Origin of the sequence: Streptomyces sp. NBC_00273, assembly GCF_036178145.1 — a bacterium.
GTDB lineage: Bacteria > Actinomycetota > Actinomycetes > Streptomycetales > Streptomycetaceae > Streptomyces.
On sequence record NZ_CP108067.1, the window covers coordinates 2,300,208 to 2,321,302 of the forward strand.

The window sequence follows — 21,095 nt, forward strand, 5'->3', positions numbered from 1 at the left end:
AATGGTTTGCCGAGAGAACGTGCCTCAGAACCTGCCGCGGAGTCGCATCCCGAGCGGGCGGCCGTCCGGGTCGACGAGCAGGTGGTGCAGGGGGGCGGCGAGGACCCGCTGCGTCACGGACAGGTCCGGGGACACGTACCGGCGCAGCCGACCGGGCGGCCGGGGGCCGGGGCGGCCGCTCTCGTGCCAGGCGTCCAGGGCCCGCGCGCTCGCGGCGAAGGCGGCGAAGGCGGACACCGGGTCGCACAGCTCGTCCGCCGCCCCGGCCCCGGTGTGCTCGCGCATGAGTTCCAGGCGCAGCTCCCGGGCGAAAGCGCGTGCGCCGTCCCCGAGACCTCCCGGGTCGGCCGGCCGCCTCGGGTCCGGGCACTCGTCGTACACGGCGCAGCCGAGCTCCGAATCGTGCGTCCACGAGCGGAGGTTGACGTTGTCGGAACCGACCGAGGCCCACACGTCGTCGATCACGCACACCTTGGCGTGGACGTAGACCGGTGTTCCCGCCCGGTTCTCCAGCCCGTACACCGCGACCCGGTCGCCGCCGGCCCGGCGCAGTTCCTCCAGGGCGTTGATCCGTCCGATCAGGTTCATGGGCAGCGTGAGCCGGCCGTCCTGCTCCGGGACGGTGGGGACGACCCCGATCAGCCGGAGCCCCGGGTGTGCGGCCAGTGCCCGGGCGAAGCGGTCCACCACCCGGGGGGACCACAGGTACTGGTCCTCCAGGTAGATCAGCGCCCTGGCCCGGCGCAGCGCCTTGGTGTACCCGCGGGCGATGCTGCGCTCGCCGTCGGGGGCGAAGGGGTAGCCGTACAGCAGACGGTTCGGATAGGTCCGCAGCAGTTGGACGGTGTGCGTGCCGCAGGACCGTGGATCGGGTGTCTGCGGTGGCAGCCGGTCGGCGCTGACGTCCTCGCGGTGCATCAGCTCCCGCAGTCGGGTGAGCGGGCTCCGGCTGAGCGGAGCCGGGTCCTCCCACCGCTCGCGGAAGACGGCCTCGACGTCGCCGACGACCGGCCCGCGCAGGGCGAGCTGGACGTCGTGCCAGGGCGGGTGCGGCCCGTAGGCGGCGGCCAGGGGCAGCGACTGGCGGTCACCGCGGTGCGAGGCGTCGTCGTTGCGGTTGCGACAGAGGTCGATCCCGCCGACGTAGGCGACGTCCAGCTCCGGGCGGTCGCGGTGGCGCAACACCACCAGTTTCTGGTGGTGGGAGCCGCCGGGCCGCACCCTCATGTCGAGCAGGCACTCACCGCCGGCCCGCGCGATCTCCTTGCCGAAGCGGAGGTTCTCCTCTTGGCTGAAGTGAAGACCGTCCAGGTGGGAACGCCACAACAGGCCCTTGACGAGGACTCCGCGCTCGGCCGCCCGGCACAGGACGGAGCCGACCTCCGTGCCGGGCCCGTCGAGCCGCTCGTCGGGATCGCCCCGCCAGTCGGTGAACAGCAACAGATCGCCCGGACCCATCGCACGGACGGCCGCCAAGAGCTCCGCGAAGTAGACGGCGCCGTGGACCAGGGGCCGTACGTCGTTGCCCGTGGACCAGGCCGCGCCGCCGGGGCGGCGCCGGTCCAGGCGCGTCGCCGGGTTGCCCCGCTCAGCGGGGAGCAGGAGCCAGTCGGCGTGTGTCACGGTACCGGCTCCCCGGCCGCGCGCTACCAGGAGTGACGGCGGTCATCCGGTCCTCCGATCACGCTGGTGCACCCCGGTTCCAGGCTAGCCTCCGGGACGGCGCGGCGCCCTCATCCCACGGGTTCGACGGAGGCGCCGCGGCCGGCCGGCGGGTGCGGGACGGCTCCCCCGCGCACGCCGCGCGTCCCGCGGAAGACCACGTCGACCATCCGTCGCTCCGGGCCGCTCCGGCGCAGGTAGCGGTAGCCGAGGAAGGCCGCCGGGCCGAAGAACACCTGGGCCGGGATGAGGGTCGGCGCGTGGTCGGTGACCGCGGCGAGGACGTGCAGCGCGGCGACCGGGGCCACCGCACCGAAGAGGGTGACCAGCGCGATCCCGGTCCGCAGCCCCCGTTTCGCGTACGCCTTGTAGGCGGTGGTGGTGAACAGGGCGTACGCCAGCAGGTCGCCCATGCCGACCACCGCCCCCAACTCCTCGCCGATGCGCAGCCCCGCGGCGGGGGCGTACGGATACCCCTGGACCGCGTCGGACAACTGCTGGGTCAGCGGTACGACCCAGGCGAAGAAGGCGTCGTACGCGGTGAGCGCGAGCAGGAACCACGCGACGTTCTTCAGCCGCATGCCGCCCTGCACGTTGAGGTTCGTGGCGGAGACGACGATCAGCGCGACGACGGTGCTGTTCGCCACCCAGTACGGCGGCGCGGTCTCGCCGAAGGCCAGGTGCGCGACGAGGACGCTCGCGATCAGCACGGCGATCAGCGCCCAGCGCAGCCGGCCGTTGCCGATCAGGGGCTGGTAGCCGACGGACAGCCCGCCCGCGAAGACGAGGGCGAGCACCACCGGAAGGACCGCACCGGGCAGCGCCAGGTAGACGTACGGCAGCGCCAGGACGAAGCCCATCATCATGAAGATGTCGCTGCCGTTGAAGACGCCGACGGGCGGCCTCGGCGCGCGTACGGCACGGAAGTAGGCGATCGCCCCGGCGCACACCCCGACCGCCAGGGCGACGGTGACCGCGAGCTGGAAGAAGACGCTCATGCGTGGCTCCGGGTGAAGGTGTGCTCCGACAGGTCGCAGCGGAGCGGGAAGAGGCGCGCGGCCTCCTCCTCGTCCACCGGGAGGACCGTGACGCGGGCGTCGACGTCCTGGGCCCGCAGCCGCTCGGCCACCTCCGCCTCGGTGACCTCCTTGGAGGCGACCTCCACGTGGAGCCGGCCGTCGGCCCCGACCTCCGCCCGGTGGCGCAGCGGGAACGGCAGGCCGGGCGTGCCGTCCAGCGCCTCCAGGACGTCGCGCGGGGTCACGATGCCGTCGATGGTGCGGTGCAGGGTGCCCGCCTTGCCGAGGATGTGGGAGACCGCGGGCACGGCCGCCAGTTCGCAGTCCGCTTCGCCCTCCAGGGTGCGGACCACGTCACCGGTGTTGTACCGCAGGACCGGCATGCACTCCCGGTAGGGGAAGTAGGGGGTGACCGTCAGTTCGCCGAGCCGGCCGGGGGCGGCGGGCTCGCCGGTCGCCAGGTCGAGCACCTCGGTGTAGCCCATGTTGGGGTCGATGTGGAGGTGCCGTGCGCTACAGGTGCGGCCGCTGACCGGCAGCAGTTCGGTCATGCCGAAGGCGTCGCCGACGGTAGGGGCGCCGAAGGTCTCGCGCAGGGCGTCCGACAGGCGCCTCGAGAGCATCTCCCCGCCCGCGTAGATCGCGCGCAGCGCGAAGTCCTCGGGTCCGTAGCCGCGTCGCCGGGCGGCGGTGACCATCTGGCCGAGGTAGCTGGGGTTGCCGGTGAGGACGGTGGGCCGGGCTCCGCCGCCCGGGCCGAGCAGGTGCTCGACGGACTCCTCCGGCGGGATCTGTCCCACGACGTGGCACGAGGCGTTGGCGAGCCGGCACACCTCGACGTCCTCCTGCACTGCGGCCGTCGCCCGGGAGCTGAGGTTGATCTGCATCCGGTCGCCGGGCCCGAGGTCGCCGCGCAGCACCAGGGACAGCGCGATCAGCGCGGGCCACAGTTCCATCTCGTAACGGGACAGCCAGATCTGCACGGGGCGGCCGGTGGTTCCGGTCGTCTGGGTCGCCAGGTAGGGGGTCCCGCACAGGAAGTCGGCGGGGCTTTCGATGAGGTCGGCCTTGCGGGTCACCGGGATCCCGGTGAGCGTCGCGGCGGTCACGCCGTCGAGGTCGATGCCGGCGAGCCGCTCCCGGTAGAAGGGGGAGCGCTCGGCGAGTCTGCGTACGGTCCGGCGGAGCGCGCGGTCCTGCAGGTCCCGGCGCTCGTCGGGATCGGCGAACGGTCCGTCGGCCAGTTCGTCGACGTCGTCGCCCAGCGAGCCGAACTCCTCCAACGTGAGGAGGGCGTCGGCGACCAGTCGCTCGACGGCCCGTACGTTCAGCCGCCGGCCGAACACCATCGCCATGGCCACCCGTACCTGGCGGACACCGGTCTCGAGCACTCATACCTCCCTGGGGTGTGGCGGAGGGGTGGGAGCGACGCGCCGCCCCCACCCCTCACTCCTTCGTCAGCTGGCGGAACAGTTGGCGAAGAAGACCGCCGTCATGGCGCCCATGACGTACTTGAACTGCTTGGCGCTCGACTTGATCGCGCTCATCGGATCCTCCTTGATCGTTCCGGGCGGACGGTCCCCCAGGCTCCTCGGAAGTCGCCGTAACGTTCCGTCACTTGGACGAGAAGACAATGGCGCGAACGGATCTCACGGGCAATGATCTGGTCCATTCAACGGACCGGTGAACGGGGGAAGGCACCACCGACACCTCCAACGATCCGGTACGAACGGGGAGTTCTGGTTCCGTCCGACCGATGGAGCCAGGCGTGAAAGGGGGACCGCCCATGGCCAGATCCGGCGCAGAGGGGCGGGGCGTACTGGAAGGGGCGTTCGCGTTGATGGAGGTGCTCGCGGAGGGCGAGGAAGTCGGGCTGACCCGCCTGGCGACGGATGCGGAGTTACCCAAGGCCACCGCCCACCGGCTGCTGGGTCAGCTGGTGTCGCTGGGCGCGGTACAGAGCCGCTCCGGCCGCTACCGGCTCGGGGCGAGGGCCTTCCGCCTGGGGCAGGCATGGCACCCGGCGCGGATGCTGCGCGCGGCATCGGCCCGGCCGCTGCGTGAGCTCGCCTCGGCGAACGGCCGGCTGACCCTCAGCCTGTCGGTCGCGGAGGCGGGACAGACGATCGTCGTCGCAGGGCTGCGCGGCGAGACGGACGACGTCTTCCCACTGAGACCGGGCGTCGTACTGCCGCCCGGGAGCGCGGCCGAGCTGATCCTGGCGGCCTCCGCCCCCGAGGCGGAGCCGCCCGAGGGGCGGACGGCGGCCTCCTGGGCCCGTGAGGTCGCGCAGGCCAGGGAGCGGGGGCTGGCCTTCCAGTACGGGGAGTGCGTGAGCTCGCTCTCGTGCGTGTCGGCTCCGGTTCTCTCCGCGTCCGGGCAGGTGGTCGCCGCCGTGGCGGCGACCAGCCCGGACGCCAAGCAGATCGCGCCGCTGGGCGAGTACGTGGCCCGGGCGGCGGCGATGATCAGCGCCAACCTGTCCCGACGGCCGGCCACCGGGGCCCGGGCGCACCTCGAGCGGCCGGCCAGCCCTCCGGGTCCCCGGGCCCCCCACCCGGTCCTGGCCGGTCCGCACTAGGCCCTGTCGGCAAGGTCCCGGTGGGCCGGGGGGCCGTTCCGGATCCTTCCGGAACGGCCCCCTCCTGCGGCCGGAGTGCCGACGGAGGGTGACCGTGCCACGCTGAATCGGGGGAACGCCGACTCCGGCGCGCCGGGTCGGCTCTGCCACCGAGGAGACCGACATGGCCAGTGACGCCGGCAGCGCCCGGACCAGCCAATCGCAGCCCAGCGCCTGGACTGCACCCACATCGGGTACGACCATCACGGCAGGCGCCCTGATGGTCTTCGCGGGTGCCATGGCGATCTTCGAAGGGATCGCGGCCCTCGCCAGGGACGACCTGTTCGTCGTGACGCGGCACTACGTGTTCGAGTGGAGCGTGACGGGCTGGGGCTGGGTCCACCTGATCCTGGGCATCGCCCTCGTTTTCGCCGGCTGCGCCGTGTTCACCGGAGCCCTGTGGGCGCGCTTCTTCGGCGTGGCCATCGCCGGCCTCGGCGCGATCGCCAACTTCCTGTGGCTGCCGTACTACCCGTGGTGGGCCGTGATCCTGATCGCCGTCAACCTGTTCGTGGTCTGGGCGCTGTGCGCGGGCATGCAACGGGAGGCCGATGCGAGCATGACCACCTGACCCCCTGACCTCGGCCGGAACACCCCGGGGAGGTCGGAAAACGGTCGAAGGGCCGCTCCGGATTGCTCCGAAGCGGCCCTTCGACAACGACTCTCACGAGTCGGGACGACAGGATTTGAACCTGCGACCCCTTGACCCCCAGTCAAGTGCGCTACCAAGCTGCGCCACGTCCCGATGCGCGCTGACCTGGGGTTTCCCCTGGTTGAACGCGCAGGAGAACGATACCGCACTTCGTGGGGTGCTTGCGCGCACCTTTCCGTCTCCGGGTCCGCGCGGCCGTGTCGCCGCCCTCAGCCCGTGTCCGCGGTCAGCTCCGGATGGGCGGCGACCAGGCGTTTGGGGGCCGCCTGGCGCCAGGAATCGGTCAGGATGGCGCGCAGCTCGGCCTCGTTCCGCACGGCCGCGAGCCGGACCCTGATCCAGGCGTAATGGTCGTCGTGGCCGGCGCGCAGGAAGAACTTCTCCGGCTCCGCCGCGATCAGCTCGGCCCGGTCCTCCTTGGGGCACTTCACCCCGATCGAGGTGTCGTCGTCGGCGAGCGAAACGAAGATCTTCCCGCCCACCCGGAAGGTCGGCATGCCCCAGGCGAGCTTCTCGCTGCTGTCCGGAAGCGACAGCGCGATCAGGCGGACGTCCTGCGCGGTCATGGCCATCCCGGTTCTCCCTCTCCAGCCACCGGTGAACCCTTGTCCGACGACCGTAGCCCCCGCCACCGACAGACCCGCTCACCCCCGCCGGTCCTCCCGCTCGTGCACCAGCGCCACCAGGTCCGCCGCGAGCGCCTTCACCGTGGCGAGCCCCTCCGTCCCCCACTTGCGGGGCACCACGTCCACCGCGCACACCGTGCCCAGGACGATCCCCCGCCGGTCCGTGAGCGGCGCGCCCGCGTACGACCGCACGCCGCTCTCGTCCACCACCGCGTTGCCCGCGAAGCGCGCGAAGTCCCGTACGTCCTCAAGCACCAGCGCCCGCCGCCGCACCACCACGTGCGGGCAGTAGCCGTGGTCGCGGGCCAGCACCCGCGCCGGGTACCCGCTCGCCGGGGCCTCGGCGGCGTGGTGCAGCCCGGCGAAGAACTGCCGTTCCTCGCCGATGAAGTTCACCCCCGCGTACGGTGCGCCGAGTGCGTCGGCGACGCGCCTCGCGAAGGCGTCCAGTTCGGCGTCCGTCCGCTCCCCCAGGCCCAGCTCGCGCAGCCGGACGGCACGTGCGGGCGCCTCCCGGTCCACCGGCGTGAGCAGCAGGTGTCCGTTCGATTCGTAGTACGTCATGGCGGTTCCCCCGACTCCGAAGACGAAGAGCTGAACGTGGACATGCAGAGCAGGTGCCGGACCAGGGCGGCCAGCGCCCCCGTCCCGGAGCTCGCCAGGCGCGCGTCGCACCGTACGACGGGCACCTCGGGCCCGAGCCCCACCGCTTCGCGGACCTCGTCGGGCCCGTAGCGGTGACCGCCGTCGAACTCGTTGACGGCGACGATGAAACCGATGCCGCGCCGCTCGAAGAAGTCCACGGCGGGGAAGCAGTCGTCCAGGCGGCGGGTGTCGGCGAGCACCACCGCCCCGAGCGCGCCCGCGCACAACTCCTCCCAGAGGAACCAGAAGCGGTGCTGTCCCGGGGTGCCGAAGAGGTAGAGCACGTGGCGCTCGTCCAGGGTGATCCGGCCGAAGTCGAGCGCGACGGTCGTCGTGGTCTTCTCCTGGACGCCGTGCAGCGGGTCGAAGCCCGCGCCGAGTCCGCTGAGGAGTTCCTCCGTGCTCAGCGGTTCGATCTCGCTCACCGCGCCCACGAAGGTGGTCTTGCCCGCCCCGAACCCGCCCGCGACCAGGATCTTCAAGGTCGCGGGCGGAGCTCCGGCGGCCGGGACCGGGGCCGGAGCGGGGGCGGGGGCGTCACAGTCGTTTACGTAGGCCATCGAGCACCGCCAGGAGCAGGGACCGGTCGTCGGCGGCGAACGAGCTCCCGCCCGGGAACCGCGGCGCCTGCGCCATGACGGCCCCGTGTTCCATCAGATCGGACAGCAGCACCTTCACCACGACGGCGGGCAGCCGCAGCTGCCCGGCCACCTCGGCGACGGTGACGGTGGTGGCGCCCGCGCACAGCCGCAGGGCGAGCGTGTGCTCCGCCCCGAGCGGGACGTGCGGCCGCACCCCCGTCGCCGTCACCAGCGAGAGCAGGTCGAGCGTGAAGCCCGGCCTGGTCCGCCCCCCGCTGGCGGTGTACGGGCGCATCACGCGGCCCGCCGAGTCGTCGAGCCACGGTGTGTCCCGCCCCTTCGCGCACGCCCCCGCCCCGCGGGCCCTCATCGCTCCGTGTCGGCGACGGGCCGCCGCGGCGGGGCCGCGAGGTACGGACGGACGCTCTTGACCAGCATCGCCATCTCGTAGCCGAGCACCCCGGCGTCCGCCTCCCGGTCGGCGAGGACGGCCAGACAGGTTCCGGATCCGGCCGCGGAGACAAAGACGAGCGCGCTGTCGAGTTCGACCACGACCTGCCGCACCTCGGCGCCGCCCGCGAAGCGGGCGCCGGCGCTGCGGCCCAGGGAGTACAACCCGGAGGCGAGGGCGGCCATGTGGTCGGCGCTGTCGGCGTCCATCCCGTGCACGCAGGTCACGAGCCCGTCGGCGGTGAGGAGAACGGCGCTTCGCGTGTACGGCACGCGCTGCACCAGGCCGCTGAGCAGCCAGTCGAGGTCAGAGAGCCGGCCGCCGGTCTTCGTCGCCATTTCGCCGCCCATGGGGGTGCGCTCCTTGCTGATGGGGTGAGGGGTCGGGGTCATACCTGGTTCTCCGACTGGGCCAGGCCGAAGCCCCGTTGGAAGGCGGCCATCAGGCCCGGGTCGTGCACCGGCTGCTCGGGGTCCGCGGCCCGCCGGGGGGCGGGGGCCTCGCGCAGCTGGGGCGCGAGGTGCTCCTGGGCGCGGCGCCGGGGCAGCCGCGGCCGGTCACCGTGGGCGGGCCGGTCCGGTGCGGGCTCGACCGCCGGCGCCGGTCCGGGCGCCGGCTCGGGCGCCGACCAGGCCACCGCCCCGGTCGGTGAATCCGGCACGGGCCCGACCCGGGGGTCGGCCGCGGGCGCCGACCAGGTCACCGCCCCGGGCCCGTCCGTCGCCCCGGACCGGGGCGCGGGCAGGGACGCGGGACGGGGCTGGGGCCGAGGCTCCGGCCGGGGCCGGGGCACGGGCCGGGACGCGGGTTCCGACGGGGTCGCCGCTCCGGGCCCCGGCCCGGGCCGGGTGGTGCCGGCCACGGGCACGGGCACGGGGTCGGGCACAGGGGCGGAGGCGGGGATAGGGGCGGAGGCGGGGACGGGGGCGGACGGGGAGTGGGACGGGGAGGTGGGGTGCGGCGCGGGGTCGTGCGGGGCTCCGGCGCCCGGGCCTCCGAAAGCCGGCCGAGCTTCCGGCCGGGGCGTCGGCAGGGGCATCCGTACCGGCTCCAGCGGGGGCATCGCCGCCCCCTGCCCGGTCCCCCACGAGGTGGCCCGCGAGCCGCCCGCCGCATCGGCCGCGGTGGGCGCCTCCGCGCCCAGCAGCTCCTGCGGCAGCACCAGCACGGCGAGCACACCGCCGTAGATGTTGGACTTGAGCTCGACGGCGATCCCGTGCCGGCGGGCCAGCGCCGACACCACGAACAGGCCGATCCGGCCGTCCGCCAGCAGGTGCCGGACGCTGATCTGGTCGGGGTCGCCGAGCAGGGCGTTCATCCGGTGCTGCTCCTCGGCCGGCATGCCGAGTCCCCGGTCCTCCACCTCGACCGCGATCCCGGCGGTGACCCGCTCGGCGCGCAGCACCACATCGGTGTCGGGGGCGGAGAAGACCGTGGCGTTCTCGACGAGTTCGGCCAGCAGGTGCACCACGTCCGCGACGGCGTGCCCGCGGACGCTGCCGCCGGCCGGGGGCACGACCTTGACCCGGGTGTACTGCTCGACCTCCGCGACCGAGGAGCGGAGCACCTCGCTGAGGTCGATGGGCCTGGTCCACTGGCGGCGCGACGCCGCGCCGCCCAGCACGGCGAGGTTCTCGGCGTGGCGGCGGATGCGGGTGGCGAGGTGGTCGACGTGGAAGAGCTCCTTGAGCAGGTCCGGGTCCTCGACCGTGTCCTCCAGCTCGTCCAGCAGCGAGATCTCGCGGTGCACGAGGGACTGGAGCCGGCGCGCGAGGTTGACGAAGACCTCGACCTTGCGGTCGCTGTCGGTCGGGGCCGCCGGTCCGGCCAGCCGCAACAGGGTCGTGTGCGCCTGTTCGCGGGCGCCCCGCAGCTCCTGGGAGAGCAGCCAGAACTCGTCCATCCCGGCCGGGTCCCCGCCGGGCAGCGGCGAGCTCGGTCCGCCGCGCACCGGGCGCGGCGGGGTCTCGCCCCGTTCCAGCCGGTCGGCGGCCGTGCGCAGCTCACCCCGGCCGCGCACGCTGGAGCGGCGCAGCGCCTCGCACCGGTCCCGTACGGCCTTGGCGGCGCGCTGGGCCCCGAGCAGTGCCGCGGCGAGGGCGCCGACCACCAGGAGGGCGCAGCCGGTGAGGACCGGCCACAGCCGGGCGTCGCGGTCGCCGGCTCCCCCGCCGAGCTGGAGGGTGAAGATGACCGCGGCGGCGCCGCTGAGCCCGGCGGCGAGCGTGGGCAGCAGGGCGGCGCGCACCAGCTGGGGGCGTATCTGCCGGGCGGGACCGGAGACGACGTGTCTCGACGGGGCATGGCGGGCGGCGCGGAGTCCGGACATCTGGGCGTCCTCGGTACGTGGGGCCCGGCCCCCAGCGATCCCGGGGCCCGGTGTTGATCACCGAATACCCACGCTAGACCCCATCGCAGCACCCCGGAACGCCAGTTGGCGAACTTCGAGGGGGTGCTTCCCGCTCCCGGTGGAGCGCTCGTACAGCAGCCCGAATGCGCCGTTCGGACCCCTGGGACCGCTCCGGCGGCGCCTCTCGCGCACGGGCGCACCGGCCGGCGGCGGGTGGATCAGGGCATCCGGCGGGAGCCGAGGAGCGCCGCGGGCTCTGAACCCGGAGGACCCCCATGGGTTACGTCCCGTGGGGGTCCTTCCATGGGCTGCCGCCGCCCGGTCGGGCCGGGACGGCCGGTTCCCGCCCCGATGCAGTGCGTTACGAGCCGACGGACTCCGACTTCTCCTGACCGTCGGCGGCCACGGACGCCACCCGGGCAGCCGTCGCCGCCGCGCCCGCCCCGAGCGGCGGCACGGACGCCGGGCCGTCGAGGGAACCGCCCGCCGCTCTTCCACCGACGAACGGTCTCCACCACGGTGCGGTGGGCGCATCCGCCGAGCCGGGCTCGAAGGGCTGTCCCGGGATCGGGAGCGCGATGGCGGCGCCCGCGTTCTCCGATGCGGTCAGCGTGCCCTCGCCCGGCTCGTCCCACGGGTGCAGGGCCAGGTTGAAGGTGCCCCAGTGGATCGGCAGCATCGTCCCGCGGGGGGTGCCGCCCTGTAGGTCGAGGTGGGCGCGCATGCCCTCCTCCGGCGTCATGTGGATGTCGGGCCAGTACTCCGAGTAGGCGCCGATCTGGATCATGGTGGCGTCGAAGGGCCCGTGCTCGGCACCGATCTCCTCGAAGCCCGGGAAGTAGCCGGTGTCCCCGCTGTGGTAGATCCGGTGCTCGTCGCCGGCGACGACCCAGGACGCCCACAGGGTGTGCTGCTGGTTGCGCAGGCCGCGGCCGCAGAAGTGCCGGGCGGGGGTGGCCGTGAGCGAGAGACCGGCGATCTCGGTGCTCTCGTTCCAGTCCAGCTCGCGCAGCCGGTCGGCCGGTACGCCCCAGCGCTCCAGGTGCGCGCCGACGCCCAGCGGGACGGCGAAGACCGTGTCCGTCCCGGCCAGCGCCTTGATCGTCGGCAGGTCGAGGTGGTCGTAGTGGTCGTGCGAGATGACCACGACGTCGACCGTGCCCAGCGAGGCCAGCGGGACCGGTACCGGGTGCAGTCGCTTGGGGCCGGCGAAGGGGAAGGGGGAGCACCGCTCGCCCCACACCGGATCGAACAGCACCCGGCGCCCGTCGATCTCCGCGAGCACGCTGGAGTGCCCCATCCAGGTCAGCCGCAGGCCGCTCGCGGGCGGCTTCGCCAGGTCCGCGAGGGTCGTCGGGTGGACCGGGATCGGTGCGGCGGGGCTGCGCCGCACCCGCTGCTCCCGGTGGAAGTAGATCTTCGCGAACTCCGCCATCGACCCCGAAGGCCTGTTCCGGGCCCCGACCGGATTCTGGAAGACGCCGTCGGCGAAGTTCGGCGAGCGGCGGATCCGCTCCAGCCGGGCACCGGACGGGTCCGCACCGAAGGCTTCGGGCCGCAGGGCACGCAGCCGCGGACGCAAGGGACGGGAGCCGGTCAAAGCGCCTCCAGGGAGGATGGGGTCAGGATGGTCGTCGTTCTACGACCATCCCAACGCACACCGGCCCCGAAGGATTCCGCTTCCGGCTCCCGCGCCCTGCGGACAAGGCCTAGAGCGGCAGCAGGTCCGGCCGCTTCGCCTCCACGTGGTCCCCGGAGGACTCCCCGCGCAGCCGTCGGCCGATCCACGGCGCGAGGTGCTCGCGCGCCCACTGGATGTTGTCCCGGGTCACGTCCACCGAGCCGCGCGGCCGCTGCGGGGGCCACGGCTGGTCGGGGTCGGCCGGCACGTCCAGCCCGAGCACCTGCGCGGCGCGCAGCGCGACCCGCGTGTGTCCCTCGGGCGAGAGGTGCAGCCGGTCCGTGTCCCAGGCCCGCCGGTCCTGTACGGACTTCAGCGACCAGAGGTCGAGCACCGGGCAGTCGTAGCGGTCGGCGATGGCGCGGACGTGCGCGCTGTACGTCGCCACCTTGCCGCGCAGGTGCTTGAGCACCGGTACGCCCCGGGTGTCGAAGCCCGTGGTGATCATGACCTGCCCCACGGCCCCGGTGAGGTCGGCCACCGCCGCCTCGAACCGCTCCGCCACGTCGTCCGGGTCGGTGCCGGGCCGGATGATGTCGTTGCCGCCCGCACAGAAGGTCACCAGGTCAGGTGCGAGGGCCTTGGCCCTCGGGAGCTGGTCGGCCACGATCTGGTCGAGGAGCTTCCCCCGCACCGCCAGATTCGCATACCGGAAGTCGTGTTCTTCGCGCTGATCGGCCAGGAGCACGGCGAGCCGGTCCGCCCAGCCGAGAAAAGAATCCCCGGGTCCCGGGTCCCCCACGCCCTCGGTGAAGCTGTCCCCGATCGCCGCGTACGAGCCGATGGTCTTGAGTTTCGTCGTCGTCGCTGCCACGAGAACCCATCCTTCACTCCCGTAACCAACCTACGCCAACGTAACGAGGGGTTGACGGGCCGTGATCTATACCACGCGGGAGATAAGGAATAAGTACACGTGGGGCCGGGACCCCCCTCGGGTCCCGGCCCCACGCGTGTCGGTGCTCCTGCGGCGGGTGCCGTCAGAGGCTCGCGCCCTTGGAGCGGAGGTAGGCGATCGGGTCCATGTCCGAGCCGTAGGACGGGGTCGTGCGGATCTCGAAGTGGAGGTGCGGGCCGGTGGAGTTGCCCGTGGAGCCGGAGAGGCCGATGGCCTGCCCCGCGGTGACGCTCTGGCCGGAGGAGACGGAGAGCTGGGACAGGTGGGCGTACTGGGAGTACTTGCCGTCCGCGTGCCGGATGACGATCTCGTTGCCGTACGAGCCGCTCCAGCCGGCGGAGACCACGGTGCCCGCTCCGACGGCCTTGACGGTGGTGCCCATGGCCGCGATGAAGTCGACGCCGGTGTGGTAGCCGGAGGACCACATGGCGCCCGCGACCTTGTACTGGGTGGAGATGCCGCCGCTGACCGGGGCCACGAAGCCGGCGGCCGACTGCGGCGCGGCGGCGGGGGCCTCGGCCTGGGGCTCGGCGGCGGCTTCCGGCTGCGCCGGGGCGGCCTGCTCGGCCTGCTTGCGGGCCGGCTTCGGCGCGACCGGCGCGACCGGCTCCGCTTCGGCTTCGGGGGCCGGGGCGGCCTCGGCCTCGGCGGGAGCCGCCTCGCCGGGACCGCCGAGGGTGAGCTTCAGGCCCGGGTGGATCAGCGACGGGTTGCTCCCGACGGCCTCGCGGTTGTCGGCGTACAGCTGCTCCCAGCCGCCGGACAGGTGGCGCTCGACAGCGATCTTGGAGAGGTAGTCGCCCGGCACGACGGTGTAGACGGTCGGCGCGGCCTGCACGGCGGCGACGGGGGCCGCCCGCAGGGCGACGGGGGCCTGCGGCGCCACCGCGGGGGTCACCGCGGGGGCGGCGGCCGGGGCGCCGGCCGCGTGGGCGCCGGCGGCACCGATCAGCGGCAGCGCGAGGGCCGCGCCACCGGTTCCGGCGACGGCGAAACCGCGGGAAAGGGAAAGGGACTTGGGGCGGCGGTGCTTACCCTTTGCAGGCATGACGAATTCCTCTCCGGCGCCTGCGAGGTGAGCTGTCGGGTTCGGACTGGAGATGTCCGGCCATACATGTACGGGACATGCACGCCTTCACCCCGAGCCGTCCCGGCGAATGGATCTCCGGGTCGGCGGCTTACCTGGTTCCCCCGCTCCTGCCGCGCGAATAGGTCGGATGCGGTTTCCGGGAGGCGGCAGGATTTGGCGGTCCACCCGGATCGATCGCGAAGGTAATCCCTTGCGACCACGGGGAACAAGCCGTGAATTCCCTGACGGAATAACAGGCATGAGGGACCGCCGGAATTACCGTCACCCTGTGTCCATTCCCCACCGCCAACAACCGCCCCGGCGGGGCCATTCGCCCTTAGCGATCAGGCACTCACGGTCACCGTATGATCTGGCTCACGGGGACGTGCCCGATCTCGCCTCCGGATATGGCAAGTTGGCGCCAAGTAGTGTAATTCGGACAGAGGGCCCAGGACGTGGCGGAGGAGTTGCTTTGACCCAGCAGATACAGGAGCCGGAGCTGTCCGGAGTGCGCAATTTCCGCGATGTGGGCGGATTGCCGACTTCTGACGGACGAACGGTCAGGACGGGACGACTGTTCCGAAGCGGACATCTCGCACATGCCACCGAAAGCGATGCAGAGTTCCTCGCCTCGCTCGGTCTCCACACCATCTTCGACTTCCGCAACGTCGCCGACCACGCCCTGGAGGGGCCGGACGTCGAGCTGCCCGGTGTCCGGAACGTCAACATCCCGCTCTCGGACCCGGCCGACGGACGGGAGTTCTGGCGGCTGGTCCGCGACGGCGACCTCGCGCAGCTGCGCGAGATCCTGGGCGACGGCAAGGCGGCCGCCCGGATGTCGAACTCGTACCGCGGGATCATCCGGCAGCGCACCGCCGAGCACGGCCGGGTCGTGCACGCCCTCGCCGAGGACAGCGTCCCCGCGCTGATGCACTGCGCGGCCGGCAAGGACCGGGCCGGCCTGTCGATCGCCGTCACCCTGCTCGCGCTGGGCGTCGAGCGGGAGGCGATCGTGGCGGACTACCTGGAATCGAACGCCCCGCACCGCCGCTACCGCGTGCGCCGCACCGACGAGTCGGCGGCCGCCCGCTCCCCCGAGGTGATGGAGCTGCTCGCGCCGCTCTTCGACGCCCGCGCCGAGTACCTGGTGGCCGCCTTCGACACCATCGACGAGCTCTGGGGCGGGGTGGAGCGCTATCTGGCGGAGGGCCTCGGGCTGACGCCCGAGACCCTCGACCGACTGCGCGACCGGCTCCTGGTCTGACGCGGCGGGGACCGGCGTCCCCCACGGGGTGGGCGGGCCGTCAGCGCGCCGCGACGGCCTGCTTCACCAGCGTCCTGCCGAAGTCCCAGATCAGCCCCGACCCGCCGTGCGCCTCGTCCATGACCTCGCGGAAGGCCCCGACGAACCGGTCCACGTCCGCCTCGTCCACGATCAGCGGCGGGATCAGCTTGATCACCTCCAAGTGGTCCCCGGAGACCTGGGTGAGGATCCGGTGCTTCTGCAGCAGCGGCACCACGACCATCTGCGCGAAGAGCCCCTTGCGGGCCGCCTGCAGCATGGTCCACCGGCTGCGCAGGCCCAGCGAGGACGGCCGGCCGAACTCGATGCCGATCATCAGCCCGCGCCCGCGCACCTCGTGCAGCAGCTCGTACTCGTCCACCAGCGCGGCGAGCCGCCCGCGCAGCAGGTCGCCCGTGGCCCGGGCGTTCGCCACGACCTCCTCGTCCTCCATGACGGACAGGACCGCGAGGCCCGCCGCCATGGCCTGGGCGTTGGAACCGAAGCTCGCGGAGTGCACGAGCACCCGGTCCATGGACGAGTAGACCTTCTTGAAGATCCAGTCCTTGCCCAGGGTCGCGCCGACCGGGACGTATCCGCCCGAGAGCGCCTTCGCCACGCACACCAGGTCAGGTTCCACGCCCGGTTCGTGCTGGTACGCGTAGAAGTCCCCGGTGCGTCCGAGGCCGGTCTGCACCTCGTCCGCGATCAGCAGCGCCCCCCGCCGGTGCAGCATCTCCTGCGCGGCGAGCAGGAATCCCGGCGGGGCGGCCAGGACCCCCTTGCCCTGGATCGGCTCGACGACGAAGGCGGCCACGTCCCCGCGCTTCAGCTCGCGCTCAAGTGCCGCGAGGTCCCCGAGCGCGATCCTCGTGTCGGGGAGCAGCGGTGCGAAGCCGTCGCGGAACCCGTCTTCCCCGTTCACCGAGAGGGAGCCCGTGGTCAGCCCGTGGAAGGCGTGGTCGCAGTAGAGGATCCTGGGGCGCCCGGTGGCGTACCGGGCGAATTTCAGGGCCGTCTCCACCGCCTCGGTGCCGCTGTTGCCGAAGAAGGCCCGGTCCAGGTGCGGGCTGTACGAGAGCAGTTTCTCGGCCAGCAGACCGGGCAGCGGCTGGCAGTCGAACCGGGTCAGGTCGGCGAGCTGGGCGTCCAGGACGTCGTGCAGGGCCCGGCGGACGACCGGGTGGTGCCGGCCCAGGCCCATCACTCCGAACCCGGCCAGCATGTCCAGGTAGTCGTTGCCCTCCGCGTCCCAGAAGTGGGCACCCTCGGCCCGCTCGTAGACCTTGTCGAAGCCGATGGTGTGCAGCATGCGGGGCAACTGGTGGTTGAGGTGCCGGGCGTGCAGCTCGTACCGCTCCGCGCCGCGCTCGGCCAGCAGGGCGCCGAGGTCGAAACCCGGGCCCCGGCCGCCCCCTTCCGCCCCCGGCCGCCCGCTCATGCCGACTTGTCCCGGTTGCTGGCGATCGTTTCCCGGGCCGCGCGCAGGGATTCCTTCAGGGAGCCCATGGTGGCGAGGACGGCGGTCGGCTCGTAGCCGCAGTGCGCCATGCAGTTCGCGCAGCGCGGGTCCTTTCCGCGGCCGTACTTGTCCCAGTCGGTGTCGTTGATGAGCTCGCGGTACGTCGGTACGTAGCCGTCGCTCATCAGATAGCAGGGGCGCTGCCAGCCGAAGAGGGAGTAATTCGGAATGGCCCAGGCCGTGCAGGGGAAATCGGCTTTCCCTTCCAGGAAGTCCAGGAAGAGCGGGGAGTGGTTGAGCCGCCAGCGCCGCCGGTTGCCGCCCGCGAAGGCCTTCCTGAAGAGTTCTCGGGTCTGTTCGACGCCCAGGAAATGCTCCTGGTCGGGGGCCTTTTCGTAGGCATAGGCGGGCGAGATCATCATTTCGTCGACCTGGAGGTCGTCATTGAGGTAGTTGAGCACCTCGATGATCGTCTGCGGGGTGTCGGTGTTGAAGAAGGTGGAGTTGGTGGTCACCCGGAACCCGCGCTTCTTCGCCTCCTTGATGGCGGCGACCGCCTCGTCGAAGACGCCTTCCTTGGCCACCGACTCGTCGTGGCGCTCGCGCAGGCCGTCGATGTGCACGGCGAAGGCGAAATACGGGGAAGGGGTGAACTTCTCGATCTTCTTGCGCAGCAGCATCGCGTTGGTGCAGAGGAATACGTACTTCCGCCTCGCTACCAACTGCCGGACGATCTCGTGGATCTGCGGGTGCATCAAGGGCTCGCCGCCCGCGATGGACACCATGGGCGCACCGGACTCCAGCACGGCGCCGACCGCCTGGGCGACCGGCATGCGCTGCTTGAGCACCCCGGCCGGGTGCTGGATCTTCCCGCACCCCTCACAGGCCAGGTTGCAGGCGTAGAGCGGTTCCAGTTCGACGATCAGCGGGAACTTCTCGCGCTTGCGGAGCTTCTGTTCGAGAAGATACGTCCCGACCCTGATGGACTGGCGCAGCGGCATGGCCATCTGGCTCACCTCCTGGGGAGCAGCAACGAACGGTGCCATTCATGAAACGCGGGCAGTACGGCACGCAGGACACGGAAGGCCGATATTCCCCCGCGAACCGTGCCGATACGGACGAGCTCGTGCTCCGGAGCGTCCACGATCACCCGGACGGCCGCAACCGGACGACCGCCGCCCCGGCTGGCGGTCCACAAGGTGGCCGCGGACTCCATGTCGACCGCGATGGCGCCGGTGGCGCGCAGGTGCGCGCGTTCCTGGCCGCGGACGACGTGGTCGGATCCGATCAGTGCGCCGCGGTGCACCGTCCGGCCCGGCACGGCCCGGGCCAGTGCTTCGGCGAGCACGGCGCTACCGGTGCAGGTGACGGTCCCCAGCGGGTCCCGGGTCTCCTCGGCGACGACGAGGTCCCCGGGGTGCATGCCGGGGACCAGCCCGGCGCAGAACCCCGTCGCGAGGACGGCGGCGAGGTCCAGTCCCGGCCGGTCCAGTGCCCGGCCGACGGCCCGCTCGGCCGCGCGCGGACCCATCCCGGTGCGCAGCAGGACGTGCCCGCCGGCCGACCCGCGCCCCTGGCCGCGGCAGGCGCTGCGCAGCGCCGCCTGCTCGATGCGCAGCGCGCAGGCCACCAGCAGCGGGTCGGGGCCGCGGGCCCGGTCCCCGCCGGCGGCGGACATCACGCCTCCCCGACCGCTGCCGGGTGCGCTCCGGCCGTGGCGAACGGTTCCCCGTACAGATAGCGGCCGAGCGCGGTGAGCGGGAACACCTGCCGGTACAGGTGGTAGTTGATGGAGAAGTCCCACGGGAAGCCGGTGCCGGTGAAGTACGGCTCGTCCCAGGTGCCGTCCTCCTTCTGGGTCTGCACCAGGTGGGCGATGCCCCGCTCCACGGCCCTGCCCTCGCGCTCACCGGCCGACAGCAGGGCCATCAGCGCCCAGGCGGTCTGCGAGGCGGTGGAGGCGCCCTTCCCGGCCCAGGACCGGTCCTTGTAGGAACGCTGGTCCTCGCCCCACCCGCCGTCCTCGTTCTGTACGGACTCCAGCCAGCGCACGGCCCGCCGGATCGCGGGATGCCCCGGGGAGATCCCGGCGGCGGCGAGGGCCGGGACCACCGAGCCGGTGCCGTAGACGTAGTTGGTGCCCCAGCGGCCGAACCAGCCGCCGTTCTCCTCCTGTTCGTCCATCAGCCAGGCGATGCCGCGCCGGGTCCGGGCGTCTCCCGCACGGCCCTCGAAGGCGAGCATCTCCACCACGTGGGCGGTGACGTCGGCCGAGGGCGGGTCGATGACCTCGCCGAAGTCGCAGAAGGGCAGCTTGTTCGGGAGGGGGCTGGTGTTGTCGGCGTCGAAGGCGCCCCACGCCCCGTTCCTCGACTGCATGCCGAGGGTCCAGGACACGCCGCGGGCGATGGCCGCCTCGACCCGGGCCGGGTCCGGGTGCTTGACCCGGCGCAGGGCGAGGACCACCTCGGCCGTGTCGTCGATGTCGGGGTAGGTGTCGTTGTGGAACTCGAACGCCCAGCCGCCGGGGGCGAGCCCGGGCCGGCGCACGGCCCAGTCGCCCGTGCGGACGATCTCCTCGCCGAGCATCCAGTCGGCGGCCTTGACCAGCGCCGGGTGGTCGGGGCGCAGGCCCGCGTCGGCCAGGGCGATCGCGGCGAGGCAGGTGTCCCACACCGGGGACTGACAGGCCTCGATCATCCGGGCGCCGTCCGCGCGCCACACCGCGAACCGTTCCAGGGACTCCAGTCCGGCGCGCATCACCGGATGCCCGAGGTCGTAGCCGAGCAGGTGCAGGGCGATGACCGAGTACACGGCGGGCGGCTGGATCCCGCCCCAGCAGCCGTCGTTCTCCTGGCGTTCGACGATCCAGCGGCCGGCAGTGGCCATCGCGGCCTTGCGCAGCCGGCGCGGAGCGAACCGCCGGTAGACGTGCAGGGCCTTGTCCATCCGCTGGAAGGCGCCGTCCCAGCTGGTCAGCGGGGCGAGTCTCCTGGCCGGGTAGGGCGTCCGCGCGTCGGCGTGCAGCTCGTCGAGGGCGAAGGGGGCCGGGCGGACCGGGCGCAGTGCGGAGACCACGGTGAGCGGGACGATGGTCTGGCGGGCCCAGCAGCCGAAGTCGTAGATGTTCAGGGGCACCCAGGGCGGCAGGAAGACCAGCTCGGGCGGGAGTTCGGGCAGGTGCTCCCAGTTCCACCAGCCGAAGAGGGCCAGCCAGATCCGGGTGAAGACGCGGGCGGCGGCGATCCCGCCGTGGGCCCTGATCCAGGCCGAGGCACGGGTCATGTGCGGGGCGTCCGGCGCGTCCCCGGCGAGGCGCAGCGCGACGTAGGCCTCGATGGTGGCGGACAGTTCGGCCGGTCCGCCGTGGAAGGTGGCCCAGGTCCCGTCCTCGCGCTGTTCGCCGCGGATGAAGAGGGCGGCGGCCCGGGTGGTGGCCTCGTCCCGGATCCCGAGGAACTGCCGCAGCAGCAGGTCCTCCGCGTCCATGGTGACGTTGGTCTCCAGGTCGCCCTTCCACCAGCCTTCGGGGTCCTGGCGGTCCAGCAGGTTGCGGGTGGCCCGCGCGGCGGCCTCGTACACCCCCGGCCGGGTGCCGTCCGGCGGCCGGGGCAGGTCCGCGGTGGTCCGGCCCGGCCGGTCGGGCCCCGGGCCGGGGGACGGGTCCACGGTGCGGGCACGGCCGCCGCCCCGGCCGGTGTTCGGCGCGGGCTGGCCGCCCGGCTTCGCCGCGGGCGGCATCGTGGCCACGCCCTGCCGGCCGGCGGGCGGGGCCAACGGGCCCGGTTCGGCCGTCGACGGGGCGGAACGGGCGCCCTGCGCGCCGGCCGTGCCCGGCGGGCCGTACTCGGCCCGCGGGCCTGCCCGGCCCGCACGGGACGGGGCGGGCGGACCCGGTTCCGCGGCCGGACCACGGGCGCGCCCCACGCCGGGGCCTGCCGGGAGGCCTTGGGCCCCCGGGGTGGATTCGCTGCCGGCGCCGGCGCCCTCGGCGCTGCCGTCGGTCGTCGCTGTCATGGCTTCCCCTTAGAACAGTGTCCTCTGCTGTGCTGGGGTCTGCCGTCGGCCGGTGCGCGCCACGCTCAGGTGGCGGCGCCGGC

Annotated in this window: 19 protein-coding genes, 1 tRNA gene and 1 riboswitch; of the genes, 3 read left to right on the forward strand and 17 right to left on the reverse strand. The window is 73.0% G+C overall.

The window, feature by feature from the left end:
- Positions 1–24: 24 nt before the first annotated feature.
- From OG386_RS09710 to OG386_RS09720, 3 genes are all read right to left on the reverse strand, one after another.
- Positions 25–1,623 carry a phospholipase D family protein gene (locus OG386_RS09710; protein ID WP_328787764.1) on the reverse strand — a complete coding sequence of 533 codons (1,599 nt, stop codon included), beginning with the start codon at positions 1,621–1,623 and terminating at the stop codon, positions 25–27.
- Positions 1,624–1,733: 110 nt separating this feature from the next.
- A complete protein-coding gene (locus tag OG386_RS09715; protein WP_328787765.1) occupies positions 1,734–2,660 on the reverse strand; it encodes a hypothetical protein in 927 nt (308 codons plus the stop codon).
- Positions 2,657–4,072, reverse strand: a complete 1,416-nt coding sequence (locus OG386_RS09720; protein WP_328787766.1) for a phenylacetate--CoA ligase family protein — start codon at positions 4,070–4,072, stop codon at positions 2,657–2,659. Before OG386_RS09720 ends, OG386_RS09715 begins: the two co-directional genes overlap by 4 nt.
- A 395-nt stretch (positions 4,073–4,467) precedes the next feature.
- On the opposite strand from OG386_RS09720, the gene OG386_RS09725 reads away from it, so the two are divergent.
- On the forward strand, positions 4,468–5,262 hold the full coding sequence (locus OG386_RS09725; RefSeq protein ID WP_328787767.1) for an IclR family transcriptional regulator: 795 nt from the start codon (positions 4,468–4,470) through the stop codon (positions 5,260–5,262).
- Positions 5,263–5,425: 163 nt separating this feature from the next.
- Positions 5,426–5,872 (forward strand): DUF7144 family membrane protein, encoded by a 447-nt coding sequence (locus tag OG386_RS09730; RefSeq protein ID WP_328787768.1) that lies wholly within the window; start codon positions 5,426–5,428, stop codon positions 5,870–5,872.
- A 100-nt stretch (positions 5,873–5,972) separates the two neighbouring features.
- On the opposite strand, the gene OG386_RS09735 is transcribed toward OG386_RS09730, so the two are convergent.
- The 10 genes from OG386_RS09735 to OG386_RS09780 all read right to left on the reverse strand — a co-directional run bounded on the left by OG386_RS09735 (position 5,973) and on the right by OG386_RS09780 (position 14,230).
- A tRNA-Pro gene (locus OG386_RS09735) sits at positions 5,973–6,046 on the reverse strand.
- Between the two features lie 116 nt (positions 6,047–6,162).
- On the reverse strand, positions 6,163–6,525 hold the full coding sequence (locus OG386_RS09740; RefSeq protein WP_328787769.1) for an MmcQ/YjbR family DNA-binding protein: 363 nt from the start codon (positions 6,523–6,525) through the stop codon (positions 6,163–6,165).
- A gap of 72 nt (positions 6,526–6,597) precedes the next feature.
- Positions 6,598–7,143 carry a GAF domain-containing protein gene (locus OG386_RS09745; RefSeq protein ID WP_266606510.1) on the reverse strand — a complete coding sequence of 182 codons (546 nt, stop codon included), beginning with the start codon at positions 7,141–7,143 and terminating at the stop codon, positions 6,598–6,600.
- Entirely contained in the window at positions 7,140–7,784 is a 645-nt protein-coding gene (locus OG386_RS09750) for a GTP-binding protein (RefSeq protein WP_328787770.1), read from the reverse strand. The genes OG386_RS09745 and OG386_RS09750 overlap by 4 nt, the downstream gene beginning before the upstream one ends.
- Positions 7,762–8,175 carry a DUF742 domain-containing protein gene (locus tag OG386_RS09755; protein ID WP_327382230.1) on the reverse strand — a complete coding sequence of 138 codons (414 nt, stop codon included), beginning with the start codon at positions 8,173–8,175 and terminating at the stop codon, positions 7,762–7,764. The genes OG386_RS09750 and OG386_RS09755 overlap by 23 nt, the downstream gene beginning before the upstream one ends.
- Entirely contained in the window at positions 8,172–8,606 is a 435-nt protein-coding gene (locus tag OG386_RS09760; protein WP_327388419.1) for a roadblock/LC7 domain-containing protein, read from the reverse strand. The genes OG386_RS09755 and OG386_RS09760 overlap by 4 nt, the downstream gene beginning before the upstream one ends.
- A gap of 38 nt (positions 8,607–8,644) precedes the next feature.
- Entirely contained in the window at positions 8,645–10,585 is a 1,941-nt protein-coding gene (locus OG386_RS09765) for an ATP-binding protein (protein WP_328787771.1), read from the reverse strand.
- 382 nt (positions 10,586–10,967) lie between these two features.
- Positions 10,968–12,206, reverse strand: a complete 1,239-nt coding sequence (locus OG386_RS09770; protein WP_328787772.1) for an MBL fold metallo-hydrolase — start codon at positions 12,204–12,206, stop codon at positions 10,968–10,970.
- Positions 12,207–12,315: 109 nt separating this feature from the next.
- Positions 12,316–13,101 (reverse strand): SGNH/GDSL hydrolase family protein, encoded by a 786-nt coding sequence (locus OG386_RS09775; RefSeq protein ID WP_328787773.1) that lies wholly within the window; start codon positions 13,099–13,101, stop codon positions 12,316–12,318.
- Positions 13,102–13,264: 163 nt separating this feature from the next.
- The gene (locus tag OG386_RS09780) at positions 13,265–14,230 is read right to left on the reverse strand and encodes a LysM peptidoglycan-binding domain-containing M23 family metallopeptidase (protein WP_328787774.1); all 966 of its coding nucleotides are present in this window, start codon (positions 14,228–14,230) and stop codon (positions 13,265–13,267) included.
- A 2-nt stretch (positions 14,231–14,232) separates the two neighbouring features.
- Positions 14,233–14,408, reverse strand: a riboswitch (cyclic di-AMP (ydaO/yuaA leader).
- Positions 14,409–14,723: 315 nt separating this feature from the next.
- Between OG386_RS09780 and OG386_RS09785 the strand changes: the two genes are divergently transcribed.
- Entirely contained in the window at positions 14,724–15,515 is a 792-nt protein-coding gene (locus OG386_RS09785) for a tyrosine-protein phosphatase (RefSeq protein WP_328787775.1), read from the forward strand.
- A 40-nt stretch (positions 15,516–15,555) separates the two neighbouring features.
- On the opposite strand, the gene OG386_RS09790 is transcribed toward OG386_RS09785, so the two are convergent.
- Genes OG386_RS09790 through shc form a run of 4 tightly spaced genes read right to left on the reverse strand, consistent with a single transcriptional unit; the run spans position 15,556 to position 21,012 of the window.
- Positions 15,556–16,974, reverse strand: a complete 1,419-nt coding sequence (locus tag OG386_RS09790) for an aspartate aminotransferase family protein (RefSeq protein WP_328787776.1) — start codon at positions 16,972–16,974, stop codon at positions 15,556–15,558.
- The gene (gene hpnH / locus OG386_RS09795) at positions 16,971–18,002 is read right to left on the reverse strand and encodes an adenosyl-hopene transferase HpnH (protein WP_328787777.1); all 1,032 of its coding nucleotides are present in this window, start codon (positions 18,000–18,002) and stop codon (positions 16,971–16,973) included. The genes OG386_RS09790 and hpnH overlap by 4 nt, the downstream gene beginning before the upstream one ends.
- Positions 18,003–18,007: 5 nt before the next feature.
- Entirely contained in the window at positions 18,008–18,673 is a 666-nt protein-coding gene (locus OG386_RS09800) for a phosphorylase family protein (protein ID WP_328787778.1), read from the reverse strand.
- Positions 18,673–21,012, reverse strand: coding sequence for a squalene--hopene cyclase (gene shc, locus OG386_RS09805; protein ID WP_328787779.1), 2,340 nt, complete (start codon positions 21,010–21,012; stop codon positions 18,673–18,675). The genes OG386_RS09800 and shc overlap by 1 nt, the downstream gene beginning before the upstream one ends.
- Positions 21,013–21,095: the final 83 nt, after the last annotated feature.

Coding starts and splice junctions, on each gene's coding strand:
- OG386_RS09715 (WP_328787765.1), bottom strand. CDS start 2,660: ATGAGCGTCTTCTTCCAGCTCGCGGTCACCGTCGCCCTGGCGGTCGGG.
- OG386_RS09725 (WP_328787767.1), top strand. CDS start 4,468: ATGGCCAGATCCGGCGCAGAGGGGCGGGGCGTACTGGAAGGGGCGTTC.
- OG386_RS09730 (WP_328787768.1), top strand. CDS start 5,426: ATGGCCAGTGACGCCGGCAGCGCCCGGACCAGCCAATCGCAGCCCAGC.
- OG386_RS09740 (WP_328787769.1), bottom strand. CDS start 6,525: ATGGCCATGACCGCGCAGGACGTCCGCCTGATCGCGCTGTCGCTTCCG.
- OG386_RS09745 (WP_266606510.1), bottom strand. CDS start 7,143: ATGACGTACTACGAATCGAACGGACACCTGCTGCTCACGCCGGTGGAC.
- OG386_RS09750 (WP_328787770.1), bottom strand. CDS start 7,784: ATGGCCTACGTAAACGACTGTGACGCCCCCGCCCCCGCTCCGGCCCCG.
- OG386_RS09755 (WP_327382230.1), bottom strand. CDS start 8,175: ATGAGGGCCCGCGGGGCGGGGGCGTGCGCGAAGGGGCGGGACACACCG.
- OG386_RS09760 (WP_327388419.1), bottom strand. CDS start 8,606: ATGGGCGGCGAAATGGCGACGAAGACCGGCGGCCGGCTCTCTGACCTC.
- OG386_RS09765 (WP_328787771.1), bottom strand. CDS start 10,585: ATGTCCGGACTCCGCGCCGCCCGCCATGCCCCGTCGAGACACGTCGTC.
- OG386_RS09780 (WP_328787774.1), bottom strand. CDS start 14,230: ATGCCTGCAAAGGGTAAGCACCGCCGCCCCAAGTCCCTTTCCCTTTCC.
- OG386_RS09790 (WP_328787776.1), bottom strand. CDS start 16,974: ATGAGCGGGCGGCCGGGGGCGGAAGGGGGCGGCCGGGGCCCGGGTTTC.
- hpnH (WP_328787777.1), bottom strand. CDS start 18,002: ATGGCCATGCCGCTGCGCCAGTCCATCAGGGTCGGGACGTATCTTCTC.
- OG386_RS09800 (WP_328787778.1), bottom strand. CDS start 18,673: ATGTCCGCCGCCGGCGGGGACCGGGCCCGCGGCCCCGACCCGCTGCTG.
- shc (WP_328787779.1), bottom strand. CDS start 21,012: ATGACAGCGACGACCGACGGCAGCGCCGAGGGCGCCGGCGCCGGCAGC.